At 43.6% G+C, this 23,477-nt stretch carries 18 protein-coding genes and 1 pseudogene; 11 read left to right on the top strand and 8 right to left on the bottom strand.

Features of this window, described 5'->3' with window-relative positions; genetic code table 11:
* Nucleotides 1–72: 72 nt before the first annotated feature.
* Entirely contained in the window at nt 73–1,344 is a 1,272-nt protein-coding gene (locus DVY93_RS09435; protein WP_230710514.1) for a hypothetical protein, read from the bottom strand.
* A 136-nt stretch (nt 1,345–1,480) separates the two neighbouring features.
* Between DVY93_RS09435 and DVY93_RS09430 the strand changes: the two genes are divergently transcribed.
* Together DVY93_RS09430 and DVY93_RS09425 are read left to right on the top strand one after the other, a co-directional pair.
* Nucleotides 1,481–1,996: a L,D-transpeptidase gene (locus tag DVY93_RS09430; protein WP_230710513.1), complete on the top strand. Its 516-nt coding sequence runs from the start codon at nt 1,481–1,483 to the stop codon at nt 1,994–1,996.
* Between the two features lie 225 nt (nt 1,997–2,221).
* A complete protein-coding gene (locus tag DVY93_RS09425; protein ID WP_230710512.1) occupies nt 2,222–2,842 on the top strand; it encodes a nitroreductase family protein in 621 nt (206 codons plus the stop codon).
* A 101-nt stretch (nt 2,843–2,943) separates the two neighbouring features.
* Here DVY93_RS09425 and DVY93_RS09420 read toward each other — a convergent pair whose 3' ends face one another.
* Together DVY93_RS09420 and DVY93_RS09415 are read right to left on the bottom strand one after the other, a co-directional pair.
* The gene (locus tag DVY93_RS09420; RefSeq protein WP_230710511.1) at nt 2,944–4,542 is read right to left on the bottom strand and encodes a CYTH and CHAD domain-containing protein; all 1,599 of its coding nucleotides are present in this window, start codon (nt 4,540–4,542) and stop codon (nt 2,944–2,946) included.
* Nucleotides 4,543–4,687: 145 nt separating this feature from the next.
* Nucleotides 4,688–6,274: an isocitrate lyase gene (locus DVY93_RS09415; RefSeq protein WP_230710510.1), complete on the bottom strand. Its 1,587-nt coding sequence runs from the start codon at nt 6,272–6,274 to the stop codon at nt 4,688–4,690.
* A gap of 744 nt (nt 6,275–7,018) precedes the next feature.
* On the opposite strand from DVY93_RS09415, the gene DVY93_RS09410 reads away from it, so the two are divergent.
* Nucleotides 7,019–8,008, top strand: coding sequence for a LysR family transcriptional regulator (locus tag DVY93_RS09410; RefSeq protein ID WP_144297028.1), 990 nt, complete (start codon nt 7,019–7,021; stop codon nt 8,006–8,008).
* A gap of 373 nt (nt 8,009–8,381) precedes the next feature.
* Complete coding sequence (locus tag DVY93_RS09405; protein WP_230710509.1) at nt 8,382–9,770, top strand: NAD-dependent succinate-semialdehyde dehydrogenase; 1,389 nt, start codon at nt 8,382–8,384, stop codon at nt 9,768–9,770.
* Between the two features lie 276 nt (nt 9,771–10,046).
* On the opposite strand, the gene purN is transcribed toward DVY93_RS09405, so the two are convergent.
* Together purN and purM are read right to left on the bottom strand one after the other, a co-directional pair.
* A complete protein-coding gene (purN, locus tag DVY93_RS09400; RefSeq protein ID WP_230710507.1) occupies nt 10,047–10,748 on the bottom strand; it encodes a phosphoribosylglycinamide formyltransferase in 702 nt (233 codons plus the stop codon).
* Nucleotides 10,748–11,797, bottom strand: a complete 1,050-nt coding sequence (gene purM / locus DVY93_RS09395; RefSeq protein WP_230710505.1) for a phosphoribosylformylglycinamidine cyclo-ligase — start codon at nt 11,795–11,797, stop codon at nt 10,748–10,750. Before purM ends, purN begins: the two co-directional genes overlap by 1 nt.
* A 373-nt stretch (nt 11,798–12,170) precedes the next feature.
* Here purM and DVY93_RS09390 point away from each other — a divergent pair, with 373 nt between their 5' ends.
* The 3 genes from DVY93_RS09390 to DVY93_RS09380 all read left to right on the top strand — a co-directional run bounded on the left by DVY93_RS09390 (nt 12,171) and on the right by DVY93_RS09380 (nt 15,092).
* On the top strand, nt 12,171–13,277 hold the full coding sequence (locus DVY93_RS09390; protein ID WP_230710503.1) for an AI-2E family transporter: 1,107 nt from the start codon (nt 12,171–12,173) through the stop codon (nt 13,275–13,277).
* Between the two features lie 217 nt (nt 13,278–13,494).
* Nucleotides 13,495–14,298, top strand: a complete 804-nt coding sequence (hda, locus tag DVY93_RS09385; RefSeq protein ID WP_068407080.1) for a DnaA regulatory inactivator Hda — start codon at nt 13,495–13,497, stop codon at nt 14,296–14,298.
* Nucleotides 14,299–14,393: 95 nt separating this feature from the next.
* A complete protein-coding gene (locus tag DVY93_RS09380) occupies nt 14,394–15,092 on the top strand; it encodes a DUF2057 family protein (protein ID WP_068407077.1) in 699 nt (232 codons plus the stop codon).
* Nucleotides 15,093–15,251: 159 nt separating this feature from the next.
* On the opposite strand, the gene DVY93_RS09375 is transcribed toward DVY93_RS09380, so the two are convergent.
* Together DVY93_RS09375 and DVY93_RS09370 are read right to left on the bottom strand one after the other, a co-directional pair.
* The gene (locus DVY93_RS09375; RefSeq protein ID WP_068407074.1) at nt 15,252–15,740 is read right to left on the bottom strand and encodes a Dps family protein; all 489 of its coding nucleotides are present in this window, start codon (nt 15,738–15,740) and stop codon (nt 15,252–15,254) included.
* 380 nt (nt 15,741–16,120) lie between these two features.
* Nucleotides 16,121–16,786 carry a YcxB family protein gene (locus tag DVY93_RS09370; protein ID WP_068407072.1) on the bottom strand — a complete coding sequence of 222 codons (666 nt, stop codon included), beginning with the start codon at nt 16,784–16,786 and terminating at the stop codon, nt 16,121–16,123.
* A 533-nt stretch (nt 16,787–17,319) separates the two neighbouring features.
* Here DVY93_RS09370 and serS point away from each other — a divergent pair.
* The 3 genes from serS (at nt 17,320) to DVY93_RS09355 (ending at nt 21,404) form a co-directional block, all read left to right on the top strand.
* Nucleotides 17,320–18,606 carry a serine--tRNA ligase gene (serS, locus tag DVY93_RS09365; protein ID WP_102077251.1) on the top strand — a complete coding sequence of 429 codons (1,287 nt, stop codon included), beginning with the start codon at nt 17,320–17,322 and terminating at the stop codon, nt 18,604–18,606.
* Between the two features lie 279 nt (nt 18,607–18,885).
* A complete protein-coding gene (gene tkt, locus DVY93_RS09360; RefSeq protein ID WP_230710501.1) occupies nt 18,886–20,883 on the top strand; it encodes a transketolase in 1,998 nt (665 codons plus the stop codon).
* Nucleotides 20,884–21,197: 314 nt separating this feature from the next.
* On the top strand, nt 21,198–21,404 hold the full coding sequence (locus tag DVY93_RS09355) for a hypothetical protein (protein WP_230710500.1): 207 nt from the start codon (nt 21,198–21,200) through the stop codon (nt 21,402–21,404).
* Nucleotides 21,405–21,411: 7 nt separating this feature from the next.
* Here DVY93_RS09355 and DVY93_RS09350 read toward each other — a convergent pair.
* Nucleotides 21,412–22,693, bottom strand: a pseudogene (locus DVY93_RS09350) (IS256 family transposase).
* A 330-nt stretch (nt 22,694–23,023) separates the two neighbouring features.
* Here DVY93_RS09350 and DVY93_RS09345 point away from each other — a divergent pair.
* The gene (locus tag DVY93_RS09345) at nt 23,024–23,440 is read left to right on the top strand and encodes a cation efflux protein, CzcI-like (RefSeq protein WP_227543712.1); all 417 of its coding nucleotides are present in this window, start codon (nt 23,024–23,026) and stop codon (nt 23,438–23,440) included.
* Nucleotides 23,441–23,477 lie beyond the last annotated feature (37 nt).

Below are 23,477 nucleotides of genomic sequence, written 5' to 3'. Positions count from 1 at the left end.
TCTGTTTTTTTATGGCGATTAGGCTTTTATCAAGGCAGTTTTTACACACAGATGATGGATTGCCACTCTTTTCTAGTGGTCTTTTACGGCAGCTTCACTATCAGGTTCGTCTTCGTCTACCCTGACAATAGCGACATCTTGTTGCTCACGCTCATTGATAGCGTCTTGCTCTAATACCTCTTCTGTTGCCAGAATAACACCATCGGATCTTTGCGTTTGGTATTTAAGGGTAGCGAGGGCACCCAGTACACCGATGACCAGAATAATGATGAGTATAACGGGGTTTTTCCAGAGAGGCGTTGTTGCCTCGTATTCAATCGGTTTCTCACTAATCGTGGTGGGGGTATTGTCGCTATTACCACCGATCAACCCCAAGCTAACCAAAGGTGGTTTTGGTGGATTGGCAGGTTCAGAGTTCACCCGTAGCCGATTGCGACTTAAATAGATATCAGATATTTTGGCGAGCTGTAGCAACCAGCGTTGATGTGGTAACGTAATGGCGCGCATTTCTGCAAACACTAACGTGTCATTATGGCGTCCTTGCGGTAAGTTATCAGGTGAGCGTCCGATGGCTTTTAAATAATTACCAGTTGCCATCTGCATGTCTTGGACGGGGTCCTGTTTTTTAGGCTGATATGAGGTCAGCTCATACCAGTAAGGGTCAAAAGGTGGCGGGGTGATTAATGGCGGCTCAGCGTTTAATGGTTTATGCTCCGCGACATTCTCTGCGTTGTTTTCTACAGACGCTGCTAGTGCGGCAGACCCGTTGTCATTCCCGTTCTCATTGTCTGGTAATGTGGTAGTTACTGCTGGCGTCTGCTCTGCTGTAAAGCGTGCTGCCGCTAAAAATTGTGGTTGTAAGGCAAACCACTTATTAATCTCATCACTGTCAAGTTGACTGTATTCTGTTAAGATCGCCAGTTCGCGTAGTACGATCACGCATAAAGCAGTTAGTAAAATTTGGATTTTTTGCGTTGGTACGTCGATTTTTGTGGCAATATGATCGCACGCTTTGATCACACGCGCACTGTCATGAAATATGGCGTCCGCGGCATCATGGCGATGATACAACGTCGCGTTGATCGTCGCAAAATTCATAGAATTATACTGGCGTAGCTCTTTGACCGCGCTACGTCCAAACAGTTTTTTGCTGACCGCTTGCCCTTGATGGTGCTGATGATAAGAAAGAAGCGCACTAATAATGGCCTGTAAGCTGGCATCCATCGCTAAACGCGCTTGTGGTAATGATAGCTGGGCGGCATCTGCCAACAGGGACAGCATAGGTATAGTATCTTGATATAGAAAATCATACATCGACACACGTGTCGGTGAAATAGTCGTCATAATCTGCTAGCATCAAAAAGTGTGTCCCTATCTTACGGGGGCAGATGCCTCGATACAATCCCTTAATAATAGAAATTTTCTATCATTTTACTTAATAACGCTATTCGCCGTACGGTGAACCACCGTGGGAAGTCTTATGAAAAATATCCAGAAAACTGATAAGCAGTTAGTTATTAACATTGCTGAGCAGACGTTGACGATATATCAGCAACAAACCGAAGTGACGAAATACTCAGTGTCTACTGCTAAAAACGGTATGGGTGGCCAGCAAGATAGCGGTTGTACGCCGCTTGGACAACATATCATTGCAGAAAAAATAGGCGATCGCTCTCCTATAAATGCCGTGTTTGTGGGACGCGAGCCGACTGGGGAGAGATATAGCGCGGCTCTTGGTGCGCAGCATCCTGAGCGCGACTGGATACTAAGCCGTATTTTATGGTTAAGAGGTTTGGAAAAAGGAATTAACACAGGCAGTAACAGTCAGGGTGGCTGCGACACTTATCAGCGCTATATCTATATTCATGGGACACCAGACAGCGAGCCAATGGGTGTGCCGCTCTCACACGGCTGCGTGCGTATGCGTAATACAGATATTATTGAGCTATTTGAGCAAGTTGAAGAAGGGACGCCAGTCACGATCGTTGCTGATTGATTTTGATTGAACGACAATCACTAATTGAGTGGTATAAGATAAGATCATTTTACAAATTTATGAATAAAACATACTTAATATGGTGAAGTTTTCAGTAAACGTGTGGATATAATGGGATTGTACTTAATGACTAGTGTTAGATGCGGTATGCGGAACGTTGTTTACTCAGTTTATGTTCCATCATAGTGATAAGTCATCATAACTATAACCATAAGGATAATAATAATGTCTACAGAAAGTCTGGTCACCTTACAGCAAGCCTTTGATGAGCGCCGTTCTATCTATGATTTAGGCAGCGACTTGCCAGTAGAGCCGCAAGCGATTGTAAATATGGCAGAACGGGTTTTATTGCATACTCCTTCAGCCTTTAACTCACAGTCGTCGCGCTTAGTGGTGTTGTTTGGGGAGCAACATCAGCAGTTGTGGGACATCACAGAAGAAAAGTTACGTGAGGCGGTGGGTGATGGTGATTTTTCTAGTAGCAAACAAAAGCTAGAGGGTTTTCGTGCCGCGGCTGGCACGATACTGTTTTATGAAGATAAAAATGTGACTAAGTCGCTACAGGAAAAGTTTGCCCTATATGCCGATAAATTCCCTGTTTGGGCCCAGCATACCTCAGCGATGCATCAGTACGCGATGTGGACAGAGCTACGCACATTAAATGTCGGCGCCAATCTACAGCACTACAATCCGCTTGTCGATGAAGAGGCAGCGGCGGCTTTTGCTATTCCAGAGAGCTGGGAGCTGGTTGCACAAATGCCATTCGGCAGTATTGGTGAGCCTGCTGGAGAAAAAAGCTATCAGCCTGTTAGTGAGCGCATGAAAGTACTCGGTTTGGGTAGCTAATGTCTTAGCATTAAAAACAACAGTTAAACCAAAAAAAGACAGCCCTTATAAAGCGAGCTGTCTTTTTTACGCGATGTTTTGATGATTGTTTTTAAGGGTACTTACCAAAATATCGAGGCGTTTCTCACTTTGTCTAAGCGTTTTTCGATGCGTTTAGCGTCTTTTTCTTGTTTTGCCGCAAACCAACCCGCACCATATAAGGCATTAGATTCTGATGCTGATTTTAGTTGATAATGTTGTTGGTATTGCGTGTGGGCATGACCCCGATCTAACGCCTTTTGCGCTTTTATCAAACGTTTTAGCCAGCGTTTGATTGTCTTTTTAGACCCTTTTTTATGAAATAAGGGCACGGAAAACTCACTGATATGGCGTAACTCTTCTATATGACAGCGCAACTGATATTGGGCTTGCGCCTCATCATTGTCTTCTGCATCAATGTTTTGTGTGTCAGTGCTATCAGGTTCAGCACCCTCAGCATTGCTTTCATCAACCAGTGTCTTATCGACTTTGAGTAATTTTTTATGCTGCTTGGACAGAACCTTGGTGAGCTTGTCAATGGCGGGCTTATCAGCTTGGGGTTCAAGGCTTGGGTCACTCATGGTAAAGGCGATTAGCTCTAGTAAAGTGAGCTGAAAGTCATTGGCGCGTGCCACGTCTACTGGCTTAATTTTGAGCGCATCGATATCGGTTGTCCAGTCGACTACAGGCGAGCCTAGCTCCTGTAGCTGAGGCTCGATATGATCTGCCAAATGAGTCAGTTCTCTATGATCGCTAAGTAATGTGGCGGTTTGCTTGAGTATCGGCTGCCAGTCAGGATTGATCTCATCAGAGAAACTGGCAAACGCCGTTATGGCAGTACGCAAACGATTGATACCGTTATGCAGTTGTAAAACGTGCTCATTGTCCATGCTACCGGCTACGATAGCACTGCTGTTCGGCAGTATTTGCAACAAACAGTTATGTACTGCTGCCCGTACAAAGGCGGGCATGCTGATTTTTTTATTGATGTTTAGCTGACTGAGGTCAGCGCCAACCGCGCGACTGTGGCTTTGGTTTTTGATGAGCAGGCCACCGCGTTCGGCTTTAGTCACAGTAGATAAGCAGAGTTTGTAGCGCTTACACCATGTTTTGGCGGTCATAAATAAAAAGTCTAAATCTCCTGCCACCAACTCAAACTCAATTTCTTGAATCGTGTTTCGCTGGGTGTCGTCATTACCATGGACAATCTCTCCATGATCGTATGCCATCTCAATCTGGTTATCAGTGTCATCATTATCGTCTTCTGTGAGCAATCTTGTGGTGCGCTCTACATCAGTGACGTACAATCGTGTCAGTGTTTTTGCTAACTTTTTGAGCTTAAAGTCCTCTAAAGCTGGGGCGATTGCAGTATCTTTGTAGATGGTTAAATCAGGCATAAGCGCATTATTGTCTAGCATCGCTTGTACCTGCTCACTGTCTAATTCGGCGTTATGCTCTAAACGGGCGGCAATACCATCACCGCCCGCCTTAATGGTTTGCACCCAGATATCGCCCTCTTTACGAATACGAAGGCCAATACCAGCTTGTGCCAGTTGTTGATCTGGTGTGTCGTAATAGTGGGCAGCCAGTTGCGTCACCTGTGAAGATTTAACTTTTGCTTGGCGCATCAACCCTTTTAATCGTGAGTCGGGTACTAAAAACTTCAGCTCTATCTCTTGCATGACGGCTCCTTAATATTCTGACTGATGGCTTTGATTAACAATTATTAGTCTACCATTCTACCGTTATTTAAACCGCAATAAAAAAGCCGCTCTACATCTCGTAGAGCGGCTTTTTTTGTAACTTGTATTTACAGGCTGTCGGTTATTAGAACTGGTTCATTGTGTTCTTGCCGCCGCCAGCTTTAAGGGCATTTTCACCTGAGAAGATCTCTTTGTGGTCATCGCCAAGGTCAGAACCTGCCATTGCTTGGTGCTTCACACAAGCGATGCCTTCACGGATCTCTTTACGTTGTACACCAGCTGCATAAGCAAGCATACCTTCTTCACCGAAGTAGCCTTTAGCAAGTTCATGAACGCTAAGAGCAGTGGTGTGATAAGTAGGTAGCGTGATTAAGTGATGGAACACACCAGCTTCACGTGATGCATCACGTTGGAAGTTTTGAGCCGCGACATCAGCAGCTTGATCTAACTCAGTACCGTCATAATCCGCACTCATCAAGTCATCTTTGTTGTACTTAGAGATGTCTTTGCCTTCTTCTTCCCACTGAGCGATGATTTGCTTACGGAAGTTAAGCGTCCAGTTGAATGATGGGCTGTTGTTATAAACAAGCTTCGCTTTAGGCTGCTGCTCTTTAATACGATCAACCATCATTTTGATGTGTTCTACGTCTGGAGTAGGGGTTTCGATCCATAATAGATCGGCACCATTTTCTAACGCTGTTACACAGTCAAGTACCACACGGTCGATGTTCGTTTCTTCGCGGAACTGATATAGACCGTTGGCCAAACGTACTGGACGTACTAGTTTGCCGTTGTGCTTAAGCAAGCTGTCGTTCTCTTTTGCTTCTTCAAGAGACACTTCTTCCATTTCGATAAAATCGATGTATTTAGAAGCAAGGTCGCCTGGCTCTTGCGATACTGGAATCTTTTGAGTCAACGATGCGCCTTCAGAGTCAGTACGGGCAACGATCACACCGTCTTCAACACCAAGCTCTAGGAAAGCATAACGAATCGCGTTGATTTTAGCGATATAGTCTTCGTGCGGTACTGTGACTTTACCCGCTTGGTGGCCACACTGCTTAGCGTCAGAGACTTGGTTCTCAACTTGGATAGCACAAGCACCCGCTTCGATCATTTGCTTAGTTAGCAAGTAAGTCGCTTCTTCGTTACCGAAACCTGCATCGATATCAGCAATGATTGGCACAACATGCGAATCGAAGTTTTCGATTTTTTCTAGGATAGCTGAAGTGTCTTGACCCGCTTCTTCTGCAGCGTTTAGCTCACGGAAGTAGTCGTTTAGTACTTTAGCATCAGCTTGACGTAAGAAGGTGTAGATTTCTTCGATTAGTTTAGGCACAGACGTTTTTTCGTGCATAGATTGGTCAGGTAGAGGACCAAACTCAGAACGCAGAGCAGCAACCATCCAACCTGATAGGTAGATGTACGTTTTAGCGGTAGTGCCAAAGTATTTTTTCTTAGCGTACATAGTTTGCTGAGCAACAAAACCGTGCCATGCACCTAGAGATTGCGTGTACTGAGACGTATCATTGTCATAATCTTCCATGTCTTGACGCATGATTTTTGCAGTATACTTGGCGATATCTAAACCAGTTTTGAAACGGTTTTGCATCATCATACGTGCGGCATCAGTCTCGCTGATATTCTGCCAGTTACCGTGCTTTTGCTTTAGTTCACGTACTAGATCAATCGCTGATTTATATGCAGTTGACATCTATAGTCTCCTTGGTGGGGTGGGGATTAAAGGGGATGTAAATTACTTAAGTAAAATATGCAGATAAGTGTTGCTGGTAAAATAATGTTTCTTGAAAAGAAATACATTGGCAAAAGTAAAGTTCGGGATATAAACCTTTTGCCTGAGCAATCTTTACTAAACTATAAGAAAATGATTATAAAAGCAAATAAAACCTGTCTTATTGGTCAGCTTTTATTTTTTAGATTTAATTGACGCTGTTTTAGTTAAGATGTGCTTGCCAGTTAAACCACTTATTAGCCTAAAGCGTATATAGCATCAATTCAAGCCTAAAAACTGCCGCGAGCAAAACGCCAAATTTATAAAAAACGGCTTGCATAATAAAGCTTACGCAATAAGCTTTCTGACCATCTTTTAGTATAAAAATGCGATAAAATAGCAGGCATCATTGATTCGTTAAAAGCCGTGCTGATGGCATAAGATTTGAAAATGACTTATCAGCGCTTGCTAAGCACTATAGCTAGGTTACCCTGATTTATCTAGTTTATGATTATTATCTTGGGTATTTCATTTGGTTATAGTATAGATATAACAATGGCTTGAGCAGGGTAAACTGGGGTATAATAAGCGTATATTAAAATTATTTAGTTAGAAAAACGCTTGATTTAAGCAGTCGCAAAACAATTTTGTAAAATAATAGAACGGAAGATGCCGCGCTTTTTTAAGCTTATGGTGGCATTTATTCTACGGTAAAGAGAAATAGATATGGATTTGCAGCGGGTTGATTTGAATTTGTTGGTACATTTAGATGTACTACTACGTGAAAAAAACGTCACACGTGCAGCTGAGCAGCTCGGCATTACCCAGCCGGCGATGAGTAATATTTTGCGGCGCCTACGTAAGTTGTTTAATGACCCGTTATTGGTGCGCTCATCGGAAGGTATGACGCCGACTGAGCGCGCGCTTGAGCTGCAGCCACGTATTCGTGAGATATTAGCAGATTTGACGCAAGTGCTTGAGCCGCGTACCGAGTTTCGCCCTTATAGTACCTCGCGCGTTTTTCGTATCATGACCTCAGATTATGCTGAGGCGACTTTGGTGCCAAAACTGGTCAAAGCACTACGCTCTGAAGCGCCCAATGTGATTTTGGACTTCTTGACGCCCTCTGATGTTTCCTACCGTGATATGGAGCAAGGTCGCGTAGATTTAGCGATTAACCGTTTTAATGAGATTCCGCAAAGTTTCCACCAAGTATTGGTTTGGCGCGATACATTTAGCTGTTTGTTATCCGCTGAAGGGCCATATGCCAATCGTTTTAATTTAAAAAATTATCTCAAGGCGCAGCATGTTTGGGTGTCCAAAACAGGTATGGGCGTTGGCTTTGGGGTCAATCCAGAAAAATCAGGTGGGCTCGGTTCTATCGATCAGGCATTGCAACGCCTAGGTCAAAAACGCCAAATCAGCGTCTTTACCCGTCACTATCAAATGCCAGCGATGCTTGCCGCCAATAAAGACTTGATTGCGACCTTGCCGACGCGGGTGGCGAGAATGCAGGCCAATAATGACAGTATCATTATGGAAGAGCCACCATTCTTTATCCCTGAGTTTGAGCTGACGATGGCATGGTCGCCATTATTACAGCACCATCCAGCGCATCGTTGGTTACGTCAGCTGATTATGCATGTAGCACGGCAAGTAGTCGCCGAAGAAGAGAATCCGCCACCAGAGATTCCGGTCATTAACCATTTGTTTTAGCACAACTTTTAAAAAACCAGCCCATGATAGATGCGCTGGTTTTTTTATTGCCTCTATTTTTTAGATCAACCTTTTTTAATTTAAAAGCTCCTTAACTCAAAAGATTCTCTAAATTTAGTTTTTTTAAATAAAGCCAGTCTTTATAAGGGTGTCACATTATTAACATCTTAAGTACACTTCTTCATAACTTGTAAAACTACCGCTGGTGCATTTTGTTATGCTAAATGGATATTAAGAAAAAAGACAACTAAAGCGAGCATTGTTAAGTAATTCGATAATATCGACACACTTAACGATAGAGTATTTCTTAGTCATCATGGCTCGTTTAATAAGTATCCATTACATAATAAGCAAATAAATAAGGACAATTATCATGGCAGATATCACCACTGTGAACCCAGCAACAGGTAAAGACATTAAAAATTACACTTATATGAGCGATGATGAAGTGAACAAAATCATCGATGCCTCGCACGAAGCGTTTTCAAAATGGCGTTTGGTTGGTGCCGATGAGCGCGCCAAAGTCATTAACTCGATTGGCGAGACGCTAATGAAGTATAAGGACGAGCTTGCGAAGCTAATGACTGAAGAGCGTGGTAAGACCTTAGAGGCAAGCTTAGCTGAAGTAGATTTATGTAAAGCGATTTGTGATTTTACCGCGGGCGAAGGCGTTGCTGCTTTAGCTGACGACGAACGCGATATCGAAGGCATTAAAAAAGGCCTAATCAGCTATGACCCTATCGGTATTATTTATGGTATCCAGCCATGGAACTTCCCGGCTTACCAAGTATTTCGCTATACTATTGCTAATTTAATGGCTGGTAACAGTATCCTGCTTAAGCATGCCTCCAATGTGACTGGCTCAGGTCAATTGATTGAAAAAATCATGCAAGAATCTGATTTACCAGAAGGCTTGTTTCGTGCCTTAATTATTAATCATGATCAATCTGAAAAAGTGATCGAGCACGAGAAAGTACGCGGTGTTACCTTAACGGGTAGTGATGTCGCTGGCCGAGTAGTGGCGCAGCAAGCGGCCAAAGTACTGAAAAAGACGGTTATGGAACTTGGCTCGAATGATGCCTTTATTGTGTTAGAGGATGCCGACTTAGACTTAGCAGCAGCAACTTGCGCCCATGCACGTTTATACAATAATGGCGAAACTTGTATTGCAGCCAAACGTTTTGTCGTCGTCGATAGCGTATATGATAAATTCCGAGATTTGGTGATCGAAAAATTCAACAGCTATAAAGTTGGCGATCCAATGGAAAAGTCGACTGACGTAGGTCCGATGTCGAGTAGCAAACAGCGCGATACTTTGCACAAGCAAGTACAAGAAAGTGTCAGTAAAGGCGCGACCATTACGATTGGCGGCGAAGTACCTGATAAGCCAGGCGCATTTTACCCACCAACGATTTTAGAGAACATCAAACCAGATCAACCAGCCTATAAAGATGAGTTATTTGGTCCCGTTGCCGCGCTTATTCGTGCCAAAGACCAAGACGATGCTTTCCGTATTGCCAATGATAGTCGCTATGGTCTCGGCGGTGCTATCTTCTCAAAAGACGAAGAAAAAGCGATCAATTTAGCGCAGCAGCATTTCGATACGGGGATGGTTTATATCAATGGCTATAATTTGGTCAATCCTGGTTTACCATTCGGCGGCGTGAAGGATTCAGGCTATGGCCGTGAACATGGTGGCTTTGGTATCAAAGAATTTGTCAATATTAAAGCAGTACATGTGGTTGATAAAAAGCCTGCTTAATGATTGAACTGCTTTAATTTATCATTTGAAATGCCTCGTTATTAAGTAACGAGGTATTTTTTTGCTATACAGTCAAAATATCTTAAAAACGCGACGGTATGACTGATATCAATTTTTTGTAGCCTCTGTCTACGCACGCACAGCAAGCAAGAAAAATTGATATCAGCAGTGCGTGATGTATCGATATTACTTTTCACTCACTATATATTATCTTTGACTTAAGCATAAAAAAGCAGAACCCGTTATGGATTCTGCTTTTTAGTTTATTAGAAAAGCTTAAACATCTAACCATAGCTTTAGCGGTAAAGCCGGTAGATAAGATGATTTAGTATCCTCAGGCGGATTATCTAAGTCAATAATACCCTTAGCAATCAGCAATAGGGTCCACGGTAAGAGTTGATGCTCACCTTTTTGTACGCGTGCTTGCAGGCTATCCGCAGTGTCTTTGTAATTGACTTCAAGCAGCGCTTGGGTCAACACCGCACCGGCATCAAGCTCTGCAGTTACTATATGAATACTACAGCCGTGATGGCGTTCACCTGCTTGTATGGCACGCTGATGGGTATCTAGGCCCTTATAAGCAGGCAGCAAAGCAGGGTGCAGGTTAATCATTGGCGCAGGCGCATTATCGATAAATGAGGCGCTTAACACGCGCATAAATCCTGCAAGCACAATCACATCAGGCTGCCAAGTGGTTAATTGAGCATTAGCATGGGTTTCAAAGGTTTTGATACTCATGCGTTTGCCGCTAGCAACGTGAGATAAGACGGCAACGGGAATTGCAGCGTCATTGGCACGTGTAATGGCATAAGCATCTTCACGGTTACTAATAACGCCAACGATTTCAATCGGTAGCGCGCCAGCTTGCGCGGCATTGATCAATACTTGCAGGTTGCTACCACTACCCGATACCAAAACAGCGACGCGTAACGGTTTAGCGGATTGCTTTGCCATGCTTTTTAAATTGTCGTCTGGCATTAATGGTACACCACGGCGTCCGCTTCACGGCTCACCATTTCACCCAATTTCCAAGCTTTTTCGCCTGCATCATTTAAGGTCTTGATAGCCGCTTCTGCTTTGTCTTTAGGTACAACGATGACAAAACCGACGCCGCAGTTAAAGGTGCGGTACATCTCACTTTGCTCGATATTGCCATGGGTTTGTAGCCACGTAAATAGCTCTGAGAACTGCCAGCTGCTCGTATCAATACTAGCAGCTAAATTATCTGGTAGTACACGTGGCAGATTATCGGTTAAGCCGCCACCAGTAATATGTGACATCGCATGTAAGGCTGAGCTACCAAGGCTATCTTGCAAGGCTTTAATGGCTTTAACATAAATACGTGTCGGTGCCATTAGTGCATCCTGAATAGGCTGACCATCTAATTGCTCATCGCTTGTCGTGACATCAATACCGCTAACTTCGATGACTTTACGTACCAATGAGTAGCCATTAGAATGCGCGCCACTTGAAGCAAGGGCAATCAATACATCGCCCTCGCTGACGTTTTCACCGGTGATAACTTCCGCTTCTTCGACTACGCCGACACAGAAACCGGCTAGGTCATAATCATCATCTTGATACATGCCCGGCATCTCAGCGGTTTCGCCGCCAATGAGCGCGCAATTTGATAATTTACAGCCTTCGCCAATGCCCGTGACAACAGTTGCCGCTACATCGACATCAAGCTTGCCCGTTGCATAATAATCTAAGAAAAATAATGGCTCAGCACCGCAAACCAATAAATCATTGACGCACATAGCCACCAAGTCGATACCGATGGTGTCATGACGGTTTAATTGCAAGGCCAATTTGAGCTTGGTGCCGACACCGTCCGTACCCGAAACCAACAACGGTGAAGTATAACCAGTCGGAATACGACAAAGCGCCCCAAAACCGCCAAGTCCGCCCACAACCTCAGGACGAGAGGTGGCTTTTGCCACTGATTTAATACGTTGCACCAACGCATCGCCGGCATCAATATCAACGCCAGCATCTTTGTAGCTTAAAGAAGGCTTGTTACTCATGGTCATCTCACAAATTTATAAGGAATGAAGGTCTGTCAGTAGAAAAGCGGATCGGTCGTGTTAATTTTGCAGATAGTGCGCGCATTATACCCAAAAATGACCCTTAGCCGCAAAGCAACTTGCCAATATTTGGCGGATATTTGCAGAAGAGAGCTAATAAAGCTGTCTTAGGTGCAATAAAAAATTAAGAAACAAAAAATGACTGATTTTTTGTTCGACTCTGCGATAATAGAACGCCATAGTCGTTGGCAAAACCTACGACAATGACGCTGCTAATGACCATGACAAATATAAAGCCGCTGAAGACATATTTCAGTGAACAAACCATTAGACGCCAGTATTTTACATAGACTTAATCGTAGGGTTACCCTTCATGATAAACCAACCAATAGATCCTTTTTTTCGGCGCTTATTTATCGTCGTTGCGATTGTTATAGCGGTATTCTTATTGTATTTGATGATGCCGGTCATCGTGCCGTTTGTCGTGGCTTTTGTACTGGCTTATTTATTTAATCCGCTGGTCAAGCGTTTATCAAAATATATCAAGCGTTGGATAGCCATTATCATCGTTTATTCGACGATTACGCTTGGTATGGTGCTGCTGCTTTGGTGGTTAATACCGACTTTATGGCATCAACTGCAAGCGGCGTGGGAATATCTACCCAAAGTATTAAATTGGTATAACCAAGTTGTACGTGAGTGGTTTATCAATAACAGCCGTATTCGTCTGCCAGAATTAGAAAGCAAAGGTTTCTCTGATACTTTAGTTGGTTATATGCAGACCAATTATAAGTTCGCTGATGCCAGCAGCATGATGAGCCAAATTTTGGCCTCTAGTATGAATTTTATTAATAATGCTGGCTTGATTGTACTGGTGCCGATTTTAACCTTTTATTTCCTATTTAATTGGGATCAGCGTCTGCATACTTGGAAAATGGCAATTCCGGCGCCTTATTGCAAAAAGGTGGTTGCCATTGCTCGAGAATGCGATCAAGCATTGATGGCATTTATTAAAGGTCAATTATTGGTCATGGTATTATTAGGCGTCATTTATGCTGTACAGCTCCAACTTATTGGGCTTGAGCTTGGTTTGATTATTGGTATGGTGGCTGGTATCGCAAGCTTCGTACCGTATTTAGGCTTTGGTATCGGCTTTATCGCCGCGATTATCGCCTCTTTATTCCAATTTGGTTTAGACTGGAATTATCTAGCCTTAGTGGTTGGCGCGTTTTTGGTCGGACAAGCGGCAGAGGGTTATATTTTACAACCGTTATTGTTGGGCGACAAAATCGGTTTATCGCCGTTATGGGTTATTTTTGCCGTATTGGCAGGGGCAAGCTTATTAGGTTTCGTCGGTATGCTGATTGCGCTACCGGTGTCCGCTGTGCTTAATGTCTTATTCCGTCATTTATACGCCTATTATCAATCGACTGACTTTTATAAAGGCCGTAAACAATTGGCGTTATTTGAAGAAAAATAAATCGCCCAGACATTCTATGAATAATGATAGATTGGGCTTAATGGGTAAAAGACTTGTCAGTCATTTTGCAAATATGTTATATATAGGCGCAGTATTAACGGTATTTACCGTTATTAGGTTGGCTTTGCTAAATGTGAAAGTTAGCAAAGCCAGTTTACAGAATATTAGTCGTTTAGCCTTTTTAGTGATTGCGCTACGCAAACCGAGTTGATGATTCATGGCAGAAGCACAGCTAAGTCTCAATCTGGACATTAAGCATGATGCGAGTCTCAGCGACTTTGCCGGTCCAGGTTGGATGTCTATTATCGATGCAGTGCGGCAGCTACATGTCGGCCTGATAGGTCAGCTGTACCTATTTGGCAGCCCAGAGACGGGCAAGTCGCACTTATTATCCGCCATCTGTGAGTCGTTTATCGAGATGGACAAATCCGCGATTTGTCTGTCATTAAATGAGCTGATTCATACCGATGTCAATGTTCTATCTTCTTTAGAAAATTTTTCCTTGATTGCGATTGATGATTTAGAAGTGCTTGAGCAAAGCAGCCAATGGCAAGAAGCCTTATTTCACCTAATTAATCGTAGCCGAGAAGGACAACGGCAGCTGATTTTTGCCTCCAACAAACCTGCGACCGAATTACCGTTTCAGTTAACAGATCTCCTCACCCGTTTGGCGCAGTCACCAAGCTTTAAAGTGCCAACCGGTCATGATTTGGCAGACCGTCAAGCTTTGCTACAATCTATCTTACGCCGCCGCGGTTGGCAGTTTGATGAGCGTATTATCAATCATTTACTCACCGAAGGGCCGCATCGTATCGGCGCTATGATGGACGTCCTAAATTACATTCAGCCGATGTTTTCTAACCTTGGTCGTAGTAATATATCCAAAGCGGTCATTAGCGATGCGCTGCGCACGATTGATGAGCAGACGCTCGCCGCCGAGCTTGCTGATATCGCCCAAGAAACGCAAGGTGACAATGAGGTCGCTAATCAAGATCAACATACCATGCCGCTCGACTTTTAACCTTTCGTTTTTTGACCTTTAGCTTTTAATAATTAGTTTTTAATGTTCATAGACACGCCCTTTATACCGCTACTTTACTATCCTTGGAATAACTTATGAAACCAAACGCTTCTTTGCTAAAAAAACTGACTGTTGGCTCCTTATTAATTGCTGCAGGCTCAGTATCGATGTTATCGCACGCGGCAGTGACCTTGCTTGTTGATGACCATATCAAAGTGACCGCTATCAATGGGCAAGAAATCCAGCAAAGCCCGTTTCAGCCGCTGACGAAGTCGTTTACCTTAGAGCCTGGTCAGCATGCGATTACCGCTAAATATGATCGCTTATATAACTTGCGCCGTGATGAGCACGATTATTTGCGCTCGGGTAATGTGAGTGTGACGGCTGAATTAAAAGATAATCAGACCTATCGTCTCGTTATGCCAAATCAGCCAGAAAAATATGAAGCAGCAAGAGAGTATGCCAAGCGTCCAACCCTAGCGGTGCAACAGAATAATACGGTAGTTGCCAGTCAGCAAGCTTTGGAAGGCAGCCAAGGTGGTTTGCTATCAGGTTTGGGTAAAACATTGGGTGGTGTATTTGGCGGCGCAAATGATGCTGAGCTACAAAACCAACGTGCCATTGCTGCGTTAGGTCAACCTACTGCCAGCACTGTCAATACAGGTGCTGTGACCACAGTTCAGCAAACGACAAGCGCTGCTGCCTCTACCAGTACTTTAGATCAGTTTATGCAACTTTGGTTACAAGCAACGCCAGCAGAGCGTGAAAAAATACGCCAGTGGATTGAGAAGTAGAATAGGTTCAGCTATTGAAAGAGCTTAACGTTTATCGATTTTTAGCAAAGCGAACACAAAAAAAGCACCTAAATTAGGTGCTTTTTCCTTACTTACTATCTATTCAGTTAATAAACGAATTGAGCGATAAATGGTTTTATGTATTTATCTGTTTAGCCGTTATTTAGCCAAAAAAGCGTTATACATCCAAATCAGCTTTTCTTGCTGCTGTACGTACTCATCAACTAAATCGGCTGTACCTTGGTCTTCAGCTCGTTCTGCCAATGCTGACACTTCGCGTTGCTCTTCAATCAGCGCTTGTAGGCCAGTCACCACACCTTGCACACAAGCATTACCGTCTTTAACGTTTTTATCTTCTTGAATGTTGGTATGTTGACTAAAGTCGCTATAAGCATGCAGTGGCGTGCCACCCAAGGTTAAGATACGCTCAGCGATTTCATCAATTTCTACTTGCAAATTGGTATATAGCTCTTCGAACTGTGGGTGCAAGGTGAAGAAATGCTCACCTTTTACGTTCCAGTGATAACCACGTACGTTGATATAAAACATATGATAGCTTGATAATAAGTCGTTTAACTTATCAATCACTTCGCTCATATCTGCTTTTTCTAGACCGATTTGGTTGGTTGCATTATTAGTATTACTCATAATATTATCCTTATAGTTTGAGTGTTGATTTAAGAGATTGGTTATTTTTATAAACTTAGACTTAATCATCTAAGGCAAATGTAGAAGTCTAAGAGTGTAGCAAGTCATATCCTGCATTGCTATGCTCGTTATATATCTTCTACAGGTTTTTAGGTATCTATACCTTGTCTGTTTATGCTTATTATAATAGCAAAGATACTATGATAAGTTAAATTCAATTAATCTAAGTCTGTGATTGATTTGATAGAATTATAAAGTCACAATATCCACGCTATTCATACTATTTTATAAAGCCAACACCTATACAAGTTTAATGCTGAATTATAAAAAACGACTAACCACAGCACTCTAAAAGCCACTTCTTAATTTAAAAGTCACTTTTATAGTTTTGCAGGTGGCTGTAAGTTTTCAGGGTTTAAGCCTTTAACGGCAATGACTTCTTGTAGGTGCTGACGTACGGTATCGATTGGGAATTTTTGCGCTTGTAAACGCTTAGGAATGATTTGGCTGCCCTGTTGACCTTTTAGCTCAAACATCATGAAGATGTAGTCATCGGTTTCATCCCAGCTTTTGACGGCGCTCCAAGGAATAACCGCTTGCTGAGTGCTACCAGCACGCATCTGCATACCGCGCATCTGATTGCTATTAAACATGTCAGGCTGATTGACTGGCATTGCCATGACTAAACCATGCTTTTGCACGCCCAATTTCATCTGACGCATCTCATCAGGCATTTCTTGGTCAGCAACTTGTTTTTCAAACTCTTTTTTGACATACCATTTAAAGCCAAGGGTACGTACCAATAGATAAATGACCACCGCCGCTAGCATAAGCCAAAAGATAATGGTCGAATAACCAGTTAAAAAAACCAAGCCCGCGATGGCTAATATGACGACGACTGCCATAATAATCCACTCTTTCATCTTAATACTCGACAGACCAAACGACGGGCTGGCACTGGCAAATAGCTCATATTGGGCTTGATGAAATTCGGCCTCGGTTAGGTTTAAGGCGACAGGTTGAAGCGTGTAGGGGTACAGGGCCATAAAGGTTTCTCAGATACGTATTTTAAAAGCGTGGGATGAAAAGCGCCAAAGCGAGGCTGCGATGCCATACTTAGCGATGCTTGGCGGAAAGTAGAATAAAGATATGCGCTTATCTTACCGAAAACTGCTCTTAAATGAAACATATAAGCGGGTCTGTCGACCAATAGTTCGGTTATTTTTCAGATAGCATCCTTATTTATACTAAGGTCAATGAGAGAACTTGATGTATAAGAGCATGGCGTGACTTTTATTATTTGTTATTTAACCCATAAAGCTTGTGCAAAGAAAGTGCTAGACTGTGGCAAAATATAGCCAAAACATGGTCAAATCTGCTCGGTATTGGTATGATAGTGACTATTATTTATTATTCAGATTGACGTGGCCTTATGGCAAAGCTTTATAGTGATTTTATAAGGCTTTGCGCGCTATTTTTTGTTTTATCTCATTTATGGCTAGTGATATCTAAGCACTATACTTGGCTACTATTTTCCCTTTTTATTTCTTACTCACTTTTGGCGCTACAGGCAACTATTATGATTGACCCAAAACTCTTACGCGGTGATTTAACGGATTTACAACAGCAGCTGGCCACGCGTGGTTATGCGCTTGATATGGCGTTTTGGCAAAGTATCGAAAACGAACGTAAGTCTTTGCAAGTCAAAACCGAAGAGCTGCAATCGCGTCGTAATGCCGGTGCTAAGCAAGTGGGTGCGCTAAAAAAATCGGGCGCAGATGCCAGCGAACTGTTGGCTGAGATGCAAAGTGTCAGCGGTGAGATTAAGACAGCTGAAGATGAGCTGCGTACCTTGCAAGAGCGTATTAGCCAAGCGGCCATGCAAGTCCCAAATATCCCAGCCGCCGATGTGCCAGTCGGGACATCAGAAGATGATAACGTCGAAGTGCGCAAATGGGGAACGCCGCGCGCGTTTGATTTTGAGATTCAAGACCATACTCATATCGGTGAGACGCTAGGTATGCTTGATTTCGAAGCCGCTGCAAAGCTGACTGGTAGCCGTTTTAACGTCTTAAAAGGTCAGCTTGCGCAACTGCATCGTGCCTTGATTCAGTTTATGCTCAATACCCATACCATCAAGTACGGCTATACTGAAACCTACGTGCCTTATATTGTGAACGCTGAGAGTTTAAAAGGTACGGGTCAATTGCCGAAGTTTGAAGATGATTTGTTTAAATTGACCAATCATACCAATAACGAAGGTACAGATTTTTATCTGATTCCAACGGCCGAAGTGCCCATGACCAACTTGGTACGCGGTGAGCGTTTGGATATCAAAGAGCTGCCGTTAAAATTTACCGCCCATACGCCATGTTTCCGTAGTGAAGCGGGCTCGCATGGTCGCGATACCCGTGGTCTAATCCGTCAGCATCAGTTTGAAAAAGTTGAGATGGTCAATATCGCTACCGCTGAGCAATCAGATGACTTACTTGAGGCGATGACGGCACAAGCTGAGTACATTTTGCAGCAGTTGAATCTGCCGTACCGTGTGGTCAAACTATGTACTGGCGATATGGGCTTTGCCGCTCAAAAAACTTATGACATCGAAGTGTGGTTGCCAAGCCAAGATACTTATCGTGAAATCTCAAGCTGCTCAAACTGTGGCGACTTCCAAGCTCGCCGTATGGGCACGCGCGTTAAAGATGGCAAGCAAACCAGCCTAGCGCATACGCTAAATGGTTCAGGTTTGGCAGTCGGTCGTACGTTATTGGCAGTGATGGAAAATCATCAAAATGCTGATGGTAGTATCACCATTCCTGAAGTATTGCGTCCGTTCATGGGCGGAGTTGAAACCATTTTAGCTTAATGATTTAGTTTTTTATCTAAACTGCGGGTTGGTTGCTGACTCGCGGTTTTTTCATACGTATTGGTTTAATAAAACTGATACGAATGATTGTTAAATACAAACGCTTCTGTCAGCGCATTTTTAGATTGCCAGATGGCAAATATGTTAATATTGCATGTGATTTTATAGTCTATCTTTTGATGACATCCATTGTATTTTTGTCGTATTTCTGATGGATTGCCCTCTGAGTAACCCTTTCTCTTATGCTCCATACTTTTCATTCGAATATTAGGACACTCTATGCCGACCCCAATTAATGAACGCAAACTTGCCAATGCCATCCGTGTACTGTCGTTCGACGCGGTTCAAAAAGCCAATTCTGGACACCCAGGCGCGCCGATGGGCATGGCTGATATTGCCGAAGTATTGTGGCGCAAATTTTTAAAGCACAATCCTGCTGACCCGCAATGGCACAACCGCGATCGCTTTGTACTATCAAACGGTCATGGCTCGATGCTCATTTATTCCTTGCTGCATTTATCAGGCTATGATGTCAGCGTTGATGATTTAAAAGGCTTTCGTCAGCTGCACTCAAAAACTCCAGGCCATCCTGAACTTGGCTATACGCCAGGGATTGAAACCACAACGGGTCCACTAGGTCAGGGTATTGCCAACGCCGTTGGTTTTGCGATTGCAGAAAAAACCTTAGCAGCGCAGTTCAACCGTGACGGCCATAACATCGTCGACCATCATACGTATGCATTTCTAGGTGATGGCTGTTTGATGGAAGGTATCAGCCATGAAGTTTGCTCATTGGCTGGCACGTTAGGTTTGGGCAAATTGGTCTTTTTCTATGATGACAATGGTATCTCAATCGATGGCGATGTCGAAGGCTGGTTCACTGATGATACGCAAGCGCGTTTCGAAGCTTATGGCTGGCAAGTGATTAAAGTTGACGGTCATGATACCGATGAGATTACCAAAGCCACTGAGCAAGCCATTGCTGAGACCGCTAAGCCAAGCTTAATTATTTGTAAAACGACGATTGGTGCGGGTAGCCCGAACAAGCAAGGCTTAGCCGCCAGCCATGGTGCGCCGCTTGGTGATGATGAAATCGTCTTGACCCGTGACGCTTTAGCATGGACTCATGCGCCGTTTGAATTAGATGATGAAATCTATGAAGCGTGGGATGCTAAAGCTAAAGGCGACGTACAGCAAAAGAACTGGGATGCGGACTTTGAAGCCTATAAAAAAGCCTATCCAGAATTGGCAAGCGAGCTACTACGCCGCTTAAACGGTGAATTGCCAGCGGATTTTGAAAGCCAAGCACAAGCCTATATTCAGCAAACGCAAGAGCAGGGCGGTGATGTTGCCAGTCGTAAAGCCAGTCAAAATGCGATCAATACCTTACAGCCGTTACTACCAGAATTGTTGGGCGGTTCAGCGGATCTGGCAGGTTCAAACCTTACGCTATTTAAAGGCGCGAAAGGCATCGAAAAAGATGCTGATGGCAACTATATCTATTATGGCGTGCGCGAGTTTGGTATGACCGCGATTGCCAATGGTATCGCGTTGCATGGCGGCTTTATCCCTTACGTGGCAACCTTCCTGATGTTTATGGAATACGCGCGTAATGCGGTACGTATGGGCGCACTCATGAAGCAGCGCGTGATTCATGTTTATACTCATGACTCTATCGGTCTGGGTGAAGATGGCCCGACGCATCAGCCAGTTGAGCAATTAACGAGCTTACGTACCACACCAAATCTACGCACATGGCGTCCGTGTGATGCGACCGAATCGGCCAGCGCTTGGGTTGAAGCGATTAAGTCTGAACACAATCCATCAGCACTTATCTTTAGCCGTCAAAGCTTGCCACATCAAGCACGTGATAGTGAGCAAGTCGCTAACATCGCTAAAGGTGGCTATGTGTTAGCGAAAGAGGAAGGTGAGCTACAAGCGATTATCATCGCGACAGGTTCGGAAGTTGGTCTTGCTATGCAAGCGCACGCAACATTGAGCGCAAATGGCGTTGGCGTCCGTGTCGTCTCTATGCCATGTGCCGAGATTTTTGTAGAGCAAGAGACGAGCTACCGTGAAGCGGTATTGCCAGCTAATATCCGCGCCCGCGTAGCGGTAGAAGCAGCACATGTCGATTACTGGTATAAGTTTGTCGGTCTAGATGGCAAAGTCATTGGTATGACGACTTATGGTGAATCCGCGCCTGCTGAGGAGCTATATCAAGAGTTTGGTATTACTACGGAAGCGGTGGTTGATGCGGTGAATAGTTTGGTTTAATAAACCTAACTTGGTTAGCGTTTAAACAAGAAAGAGCTACTAGAAAAATCTGGTGGCTCTTTTTTTTGTGATTAACTTTTGGTTTTGAAATATTATAAAAGCCCTGTAAATAGATTGCTGGGTAGGTTAGTGTCGAAACATAATGCACCATGAGTCGTTAAATGGTAACGCAAAGTTCGACCAGCCGCTCTATAACCAAGCTTGATGTGTTGTTTTATAGTTGACCGTTGTTAGTGTTATATCTAGTTCGCTAATTTAAAGCGAGCTTAAGGACGTGTACCTGTTTTGTACTGGCACGTTGATTAATAGACAAGGTGCGTCAAAAAGAGCTGGATAAAGTAGACAAGCTGCGTCAAAAAGAACAGGCCAAAGTTGATAAGAAGATTCAAGCAATGATAGACGATATCAACCAAAAGGCGATGAAAAAGCAAGAAAAAATAGATACTAAAATTCAGAAAAGAAGAAATAAAATAGATAAGACTGGTATAGCAGAAGAGGAGCCCATCCCGAATTCTGTGTAACTGCCGTTTAGATTAAATGCTTACTAATACGATCATCAAACATAATCATAAAGCGATTAAGGGCAGACGTCCAGTTACGAATCGGCATCGACCACCTTGACGATGCCTGCTGAGTTGCCAGATATCCTACCTTGAATGCTGCTTGATCAGACGGGAACACCTTACGCTTATTCACTGCTGTCCGAATCACGCTGTTCAATGACTCGATGGCATTGGTGGTATAAATCGCTTTTCTGATGTCTTTAGGATACTCAAAGAACACCGTGAGGCCCTCCCAGTTATTGCGCCAAGACTTGATGACATGCGGGTACTCTTTGCCCCATACTTCATCAAAGTGTTCAAGATTGGCCTCTGCCATCTCAAGGGTATCAGCGCCGTAGATGGCCTTTAAATCAGCTGCTACGGCCTTCTTGTCCGTCCAAGGTACGAACTTCATCGAATAGCGCACCATATGCACGATACACAGCTGAACCTGAGCGTTAGGGTAGACCGTATTAATGGCATCAGGGAAGCCTTTTAGGCCGTCTACACAGGCAATAAGAATATCTTGTACCTCGCGGTTTTGTAGTTCAGTGAGAACGCCAAGCCAGAACTTAGCGCCTTCATTCTCTGATAGCCACATGCCAAGCAGCTCTTTTTTACCATCAAGAGCAACGCCTAGCGCCAGATAGATTGCCTTGTTGATGATCTGCTTGTCTTGACGTACTTTGACGACAATACAGTCTAAATAGACAATAGGATAAACACTGCTTAACGGCCGGTTCTGCCATGCGGTGATGTCATCCAAGATGTTGTCAGTGACTCTGGAAACCAAGCTGCTTGAGATGTCGACGTCGTAGATGTCCTTGATGGTTTCGACAATCTCAGTAGTGGTTTGACCTTTGGCGTATGAGCGAGGATCAGCAAGTGTCTGGGAGACACTTGCCCGAAGCGCAAGACGTAAGGCTATGCCTGTAGTGAAATATGATTTTGTCATCAAGACCTGAAATACGGGTTTGATGCTTACGCACTAACGCAGGTTCAAAGCTACTGTCGCGGTCTCTTGGGGTGGAGATCTCAAGCTCGCCTGTGTCGCTACGGACTCTCTTTTTAGTGTGCCCATTACGCTTATTAGGCTTGTCTGCTTTCTCATGCTTGGGGTAGCCGAGATGCTCTTCCATTTCTGCTTCTAAGGCAGTGTCGATGAAGGACTGCATGAGCTGCTTTTGAAAGTCTTTGATGTCATCGAAGCTTTTCATGCTGTTGGCCATTTGCTCAGCCAGTTTCTTGATGTCAGATTGGTTAGTCATTGCTTATTCTCCTGTTAGTGGATTATAAGCAGTTACACAAAGTTTGGGAAACTCTCATGGAAAATTGCCTTTTGAGTTTGAAGCAATGTACAATGATAAGATTAACCCGTTAGGTCAGGTGGCCTAACTTAAATAAAAAGTCTCCGACAAACCCGGTACGGTTCACTATCTATTGTTATTCTTACCTGAAATTGATGTGAGCTTATAGAGACAAGGTAAATTTGCAAAAGTGCCGGCTATTCAGTGTTCATTGAATGTTTAATTTAATTTATTAAGCTTGACCTTGGAGTGGCTCTAAGCCTTATACTTGGTACAAATTTTTCGGTTGTTATGATGATGCGTTCTACTACATGGATTACAGTCTTGGTTGGATTGTTCATGTTCCAAAGCTTTTGGAATGTGGCGGCGGCCTTTTGTGTCCATGAACAACAGCCTCAATCACAGCAGAGTTATCATTTTGGTCATCACCAAAATACCTTGTGTGCCAGCGATAGTCGTCAACACGATCATAATGGACAGTCAGAAAACATAAAAACATTCAGTAGCGATTTAGAAATCGGTGAAGATCATCAAGATCATCTACCATCGATGATGCATTTGATTGTACAAAATGAAAAAGTAGATGTGTTTCATCCAAGCTCTGAAGTTAAAGTGAATCCACAATTTCATTGGAAAAACAGCTATCAGGCTCCTGACCTGTTTCAACAAAGCCCACCTCCCGAATTTTCCCCGCTCATGGTGGGGTAGCCTAAAACATTCCCACCACTTTTATTATTTAAATAAG

It is taken from the genome of Psychrobacter sp. CCUG 69069 (assembly GCF_021023115.1).
Taxonomy (GTDB): domain Bacteria; phylum Pseudomonadota; class Gammaproteobacteria; order Pseudomonadales; family Moraxellaceae; genus Psychrobacter; species Psychrobacter namhaensis.
This window is presented reverse-complemented; position numbering and strand designations above follow the sequence as displayed.

Bases quoted from the DNA above. Each gene is read 5' to 3' on its own strand.
- DVY93_RS09405 (WP_230710509.1), top strand. From the start codon at position 8,382: ATGGCAGATATCACCACTGTGAACCCAGCAACAGGTAAAGACATTAAA.
- DVY93_RS09390 (WP_230710503.1), top strand. From the start codon at position 12,171: ATGATAAACCAACCAATAGATCCTTTTTTTCGGCGCTTATTTATCGTC.
- DVY93_RS09380 (WP_068407077.1), top strand. From the start codon at position 14,394: ATGAAACCAAACGCTTCTTTGCTAAAAAAACTGACTGTTGGCTCCTTA.
- DVY93_RS09415 (WP_230710510.1), bottom strand. From the start codon at position 6,274: ATGTCAACTGCATATAAATCAGCGATTGATCTAGTACGTGAACTAAAG.
- DVY93_RS09410 (WP_144297028.1), top strand. From the start codon at position 7,019: ATGGATTTGCAGCGGGTTGATTTGAATTTGTTGGTACATTTAGATGTA.
- tkt (WP_230710501.1), top strand. From the start codon at position 18,886: ATGCCGACCCCAATTAATGAACGCAAACTTGCCAATGCCATCCGTGTA.
- hda (WP_068407080.1), top strand. From the start codon at position 13,495: ATGGCAGAAGCACAGCTAAGTCTCAATCTGGACATTAAGCATGATGCG.
- serS (WP_102077251.1), top strand. From the start codon at position 17,320: ATGATTGACCCAAAACTCTTACGCGGTGATTTAACGGATTTACAACAG.
- purM (WP_230710505.1), bottom strand. From the start codon at position 11,797: ATGAGTAACAAGCCTTCTTTAAGCTACAAAGATGCTGGCGTTGATATT.
- DVY93_RS09420 (WP_230710511.1), bottom strand. From the start codon at position 4,542: ATGCAAGAGATAGAGCTGAAGTTTTTAGTACCCGACTCACGATTAAAA.
- DVY93_RS09435 (WP_230710514.1), bottom strand. From the start codon at position 1,344: ATGACGACTATTTCACCGACACGTGTGTCGATGTATGATTTTCTATAT.
- DVY93_RS09425 (WP_230710512.1), top strand. From the start codon at position 2,222: ATGTCTACAGAAAGTCTGGTCACCTTACAGCAAGCCTTTGATGAGCGC.
- DVY93_RS09370 (WP_068407072.1), bottom strand. From the start codon at position 16,786: ATGGCCCTGTACCCCTACACGCTTCAACCTGTCGCCTTAAACCTAACC.
- DVY93_RS09430 (WP_230710513.1), top strand. From the start codon at position 1,481: ATGAAAAATATCCAGAAAACTGATAAGCAGTTAGTTATTAACATTGCT.
- DVY93_RS09375 (WP_068407074.1), bottom strand. From the start codon at position 15,740: ATGAGTAATACTAATAATGCAACCAACCAAATCGGTCTAGAAAAAGCA.
- DVY93_RS09345 (WP_227543712.1), top strand. From the start codon at position 23,024: ATGATGATGCGTTCTACTACATGGATTACAGTCTTGGTTGGATTGTTC.
- purN (WP_230710507.1), bottom strand. From the start codon at position 10,748: ATGCCAGACGACAATTTAAAAAGCATGGCAAAGCAATCCGCTAAACCG.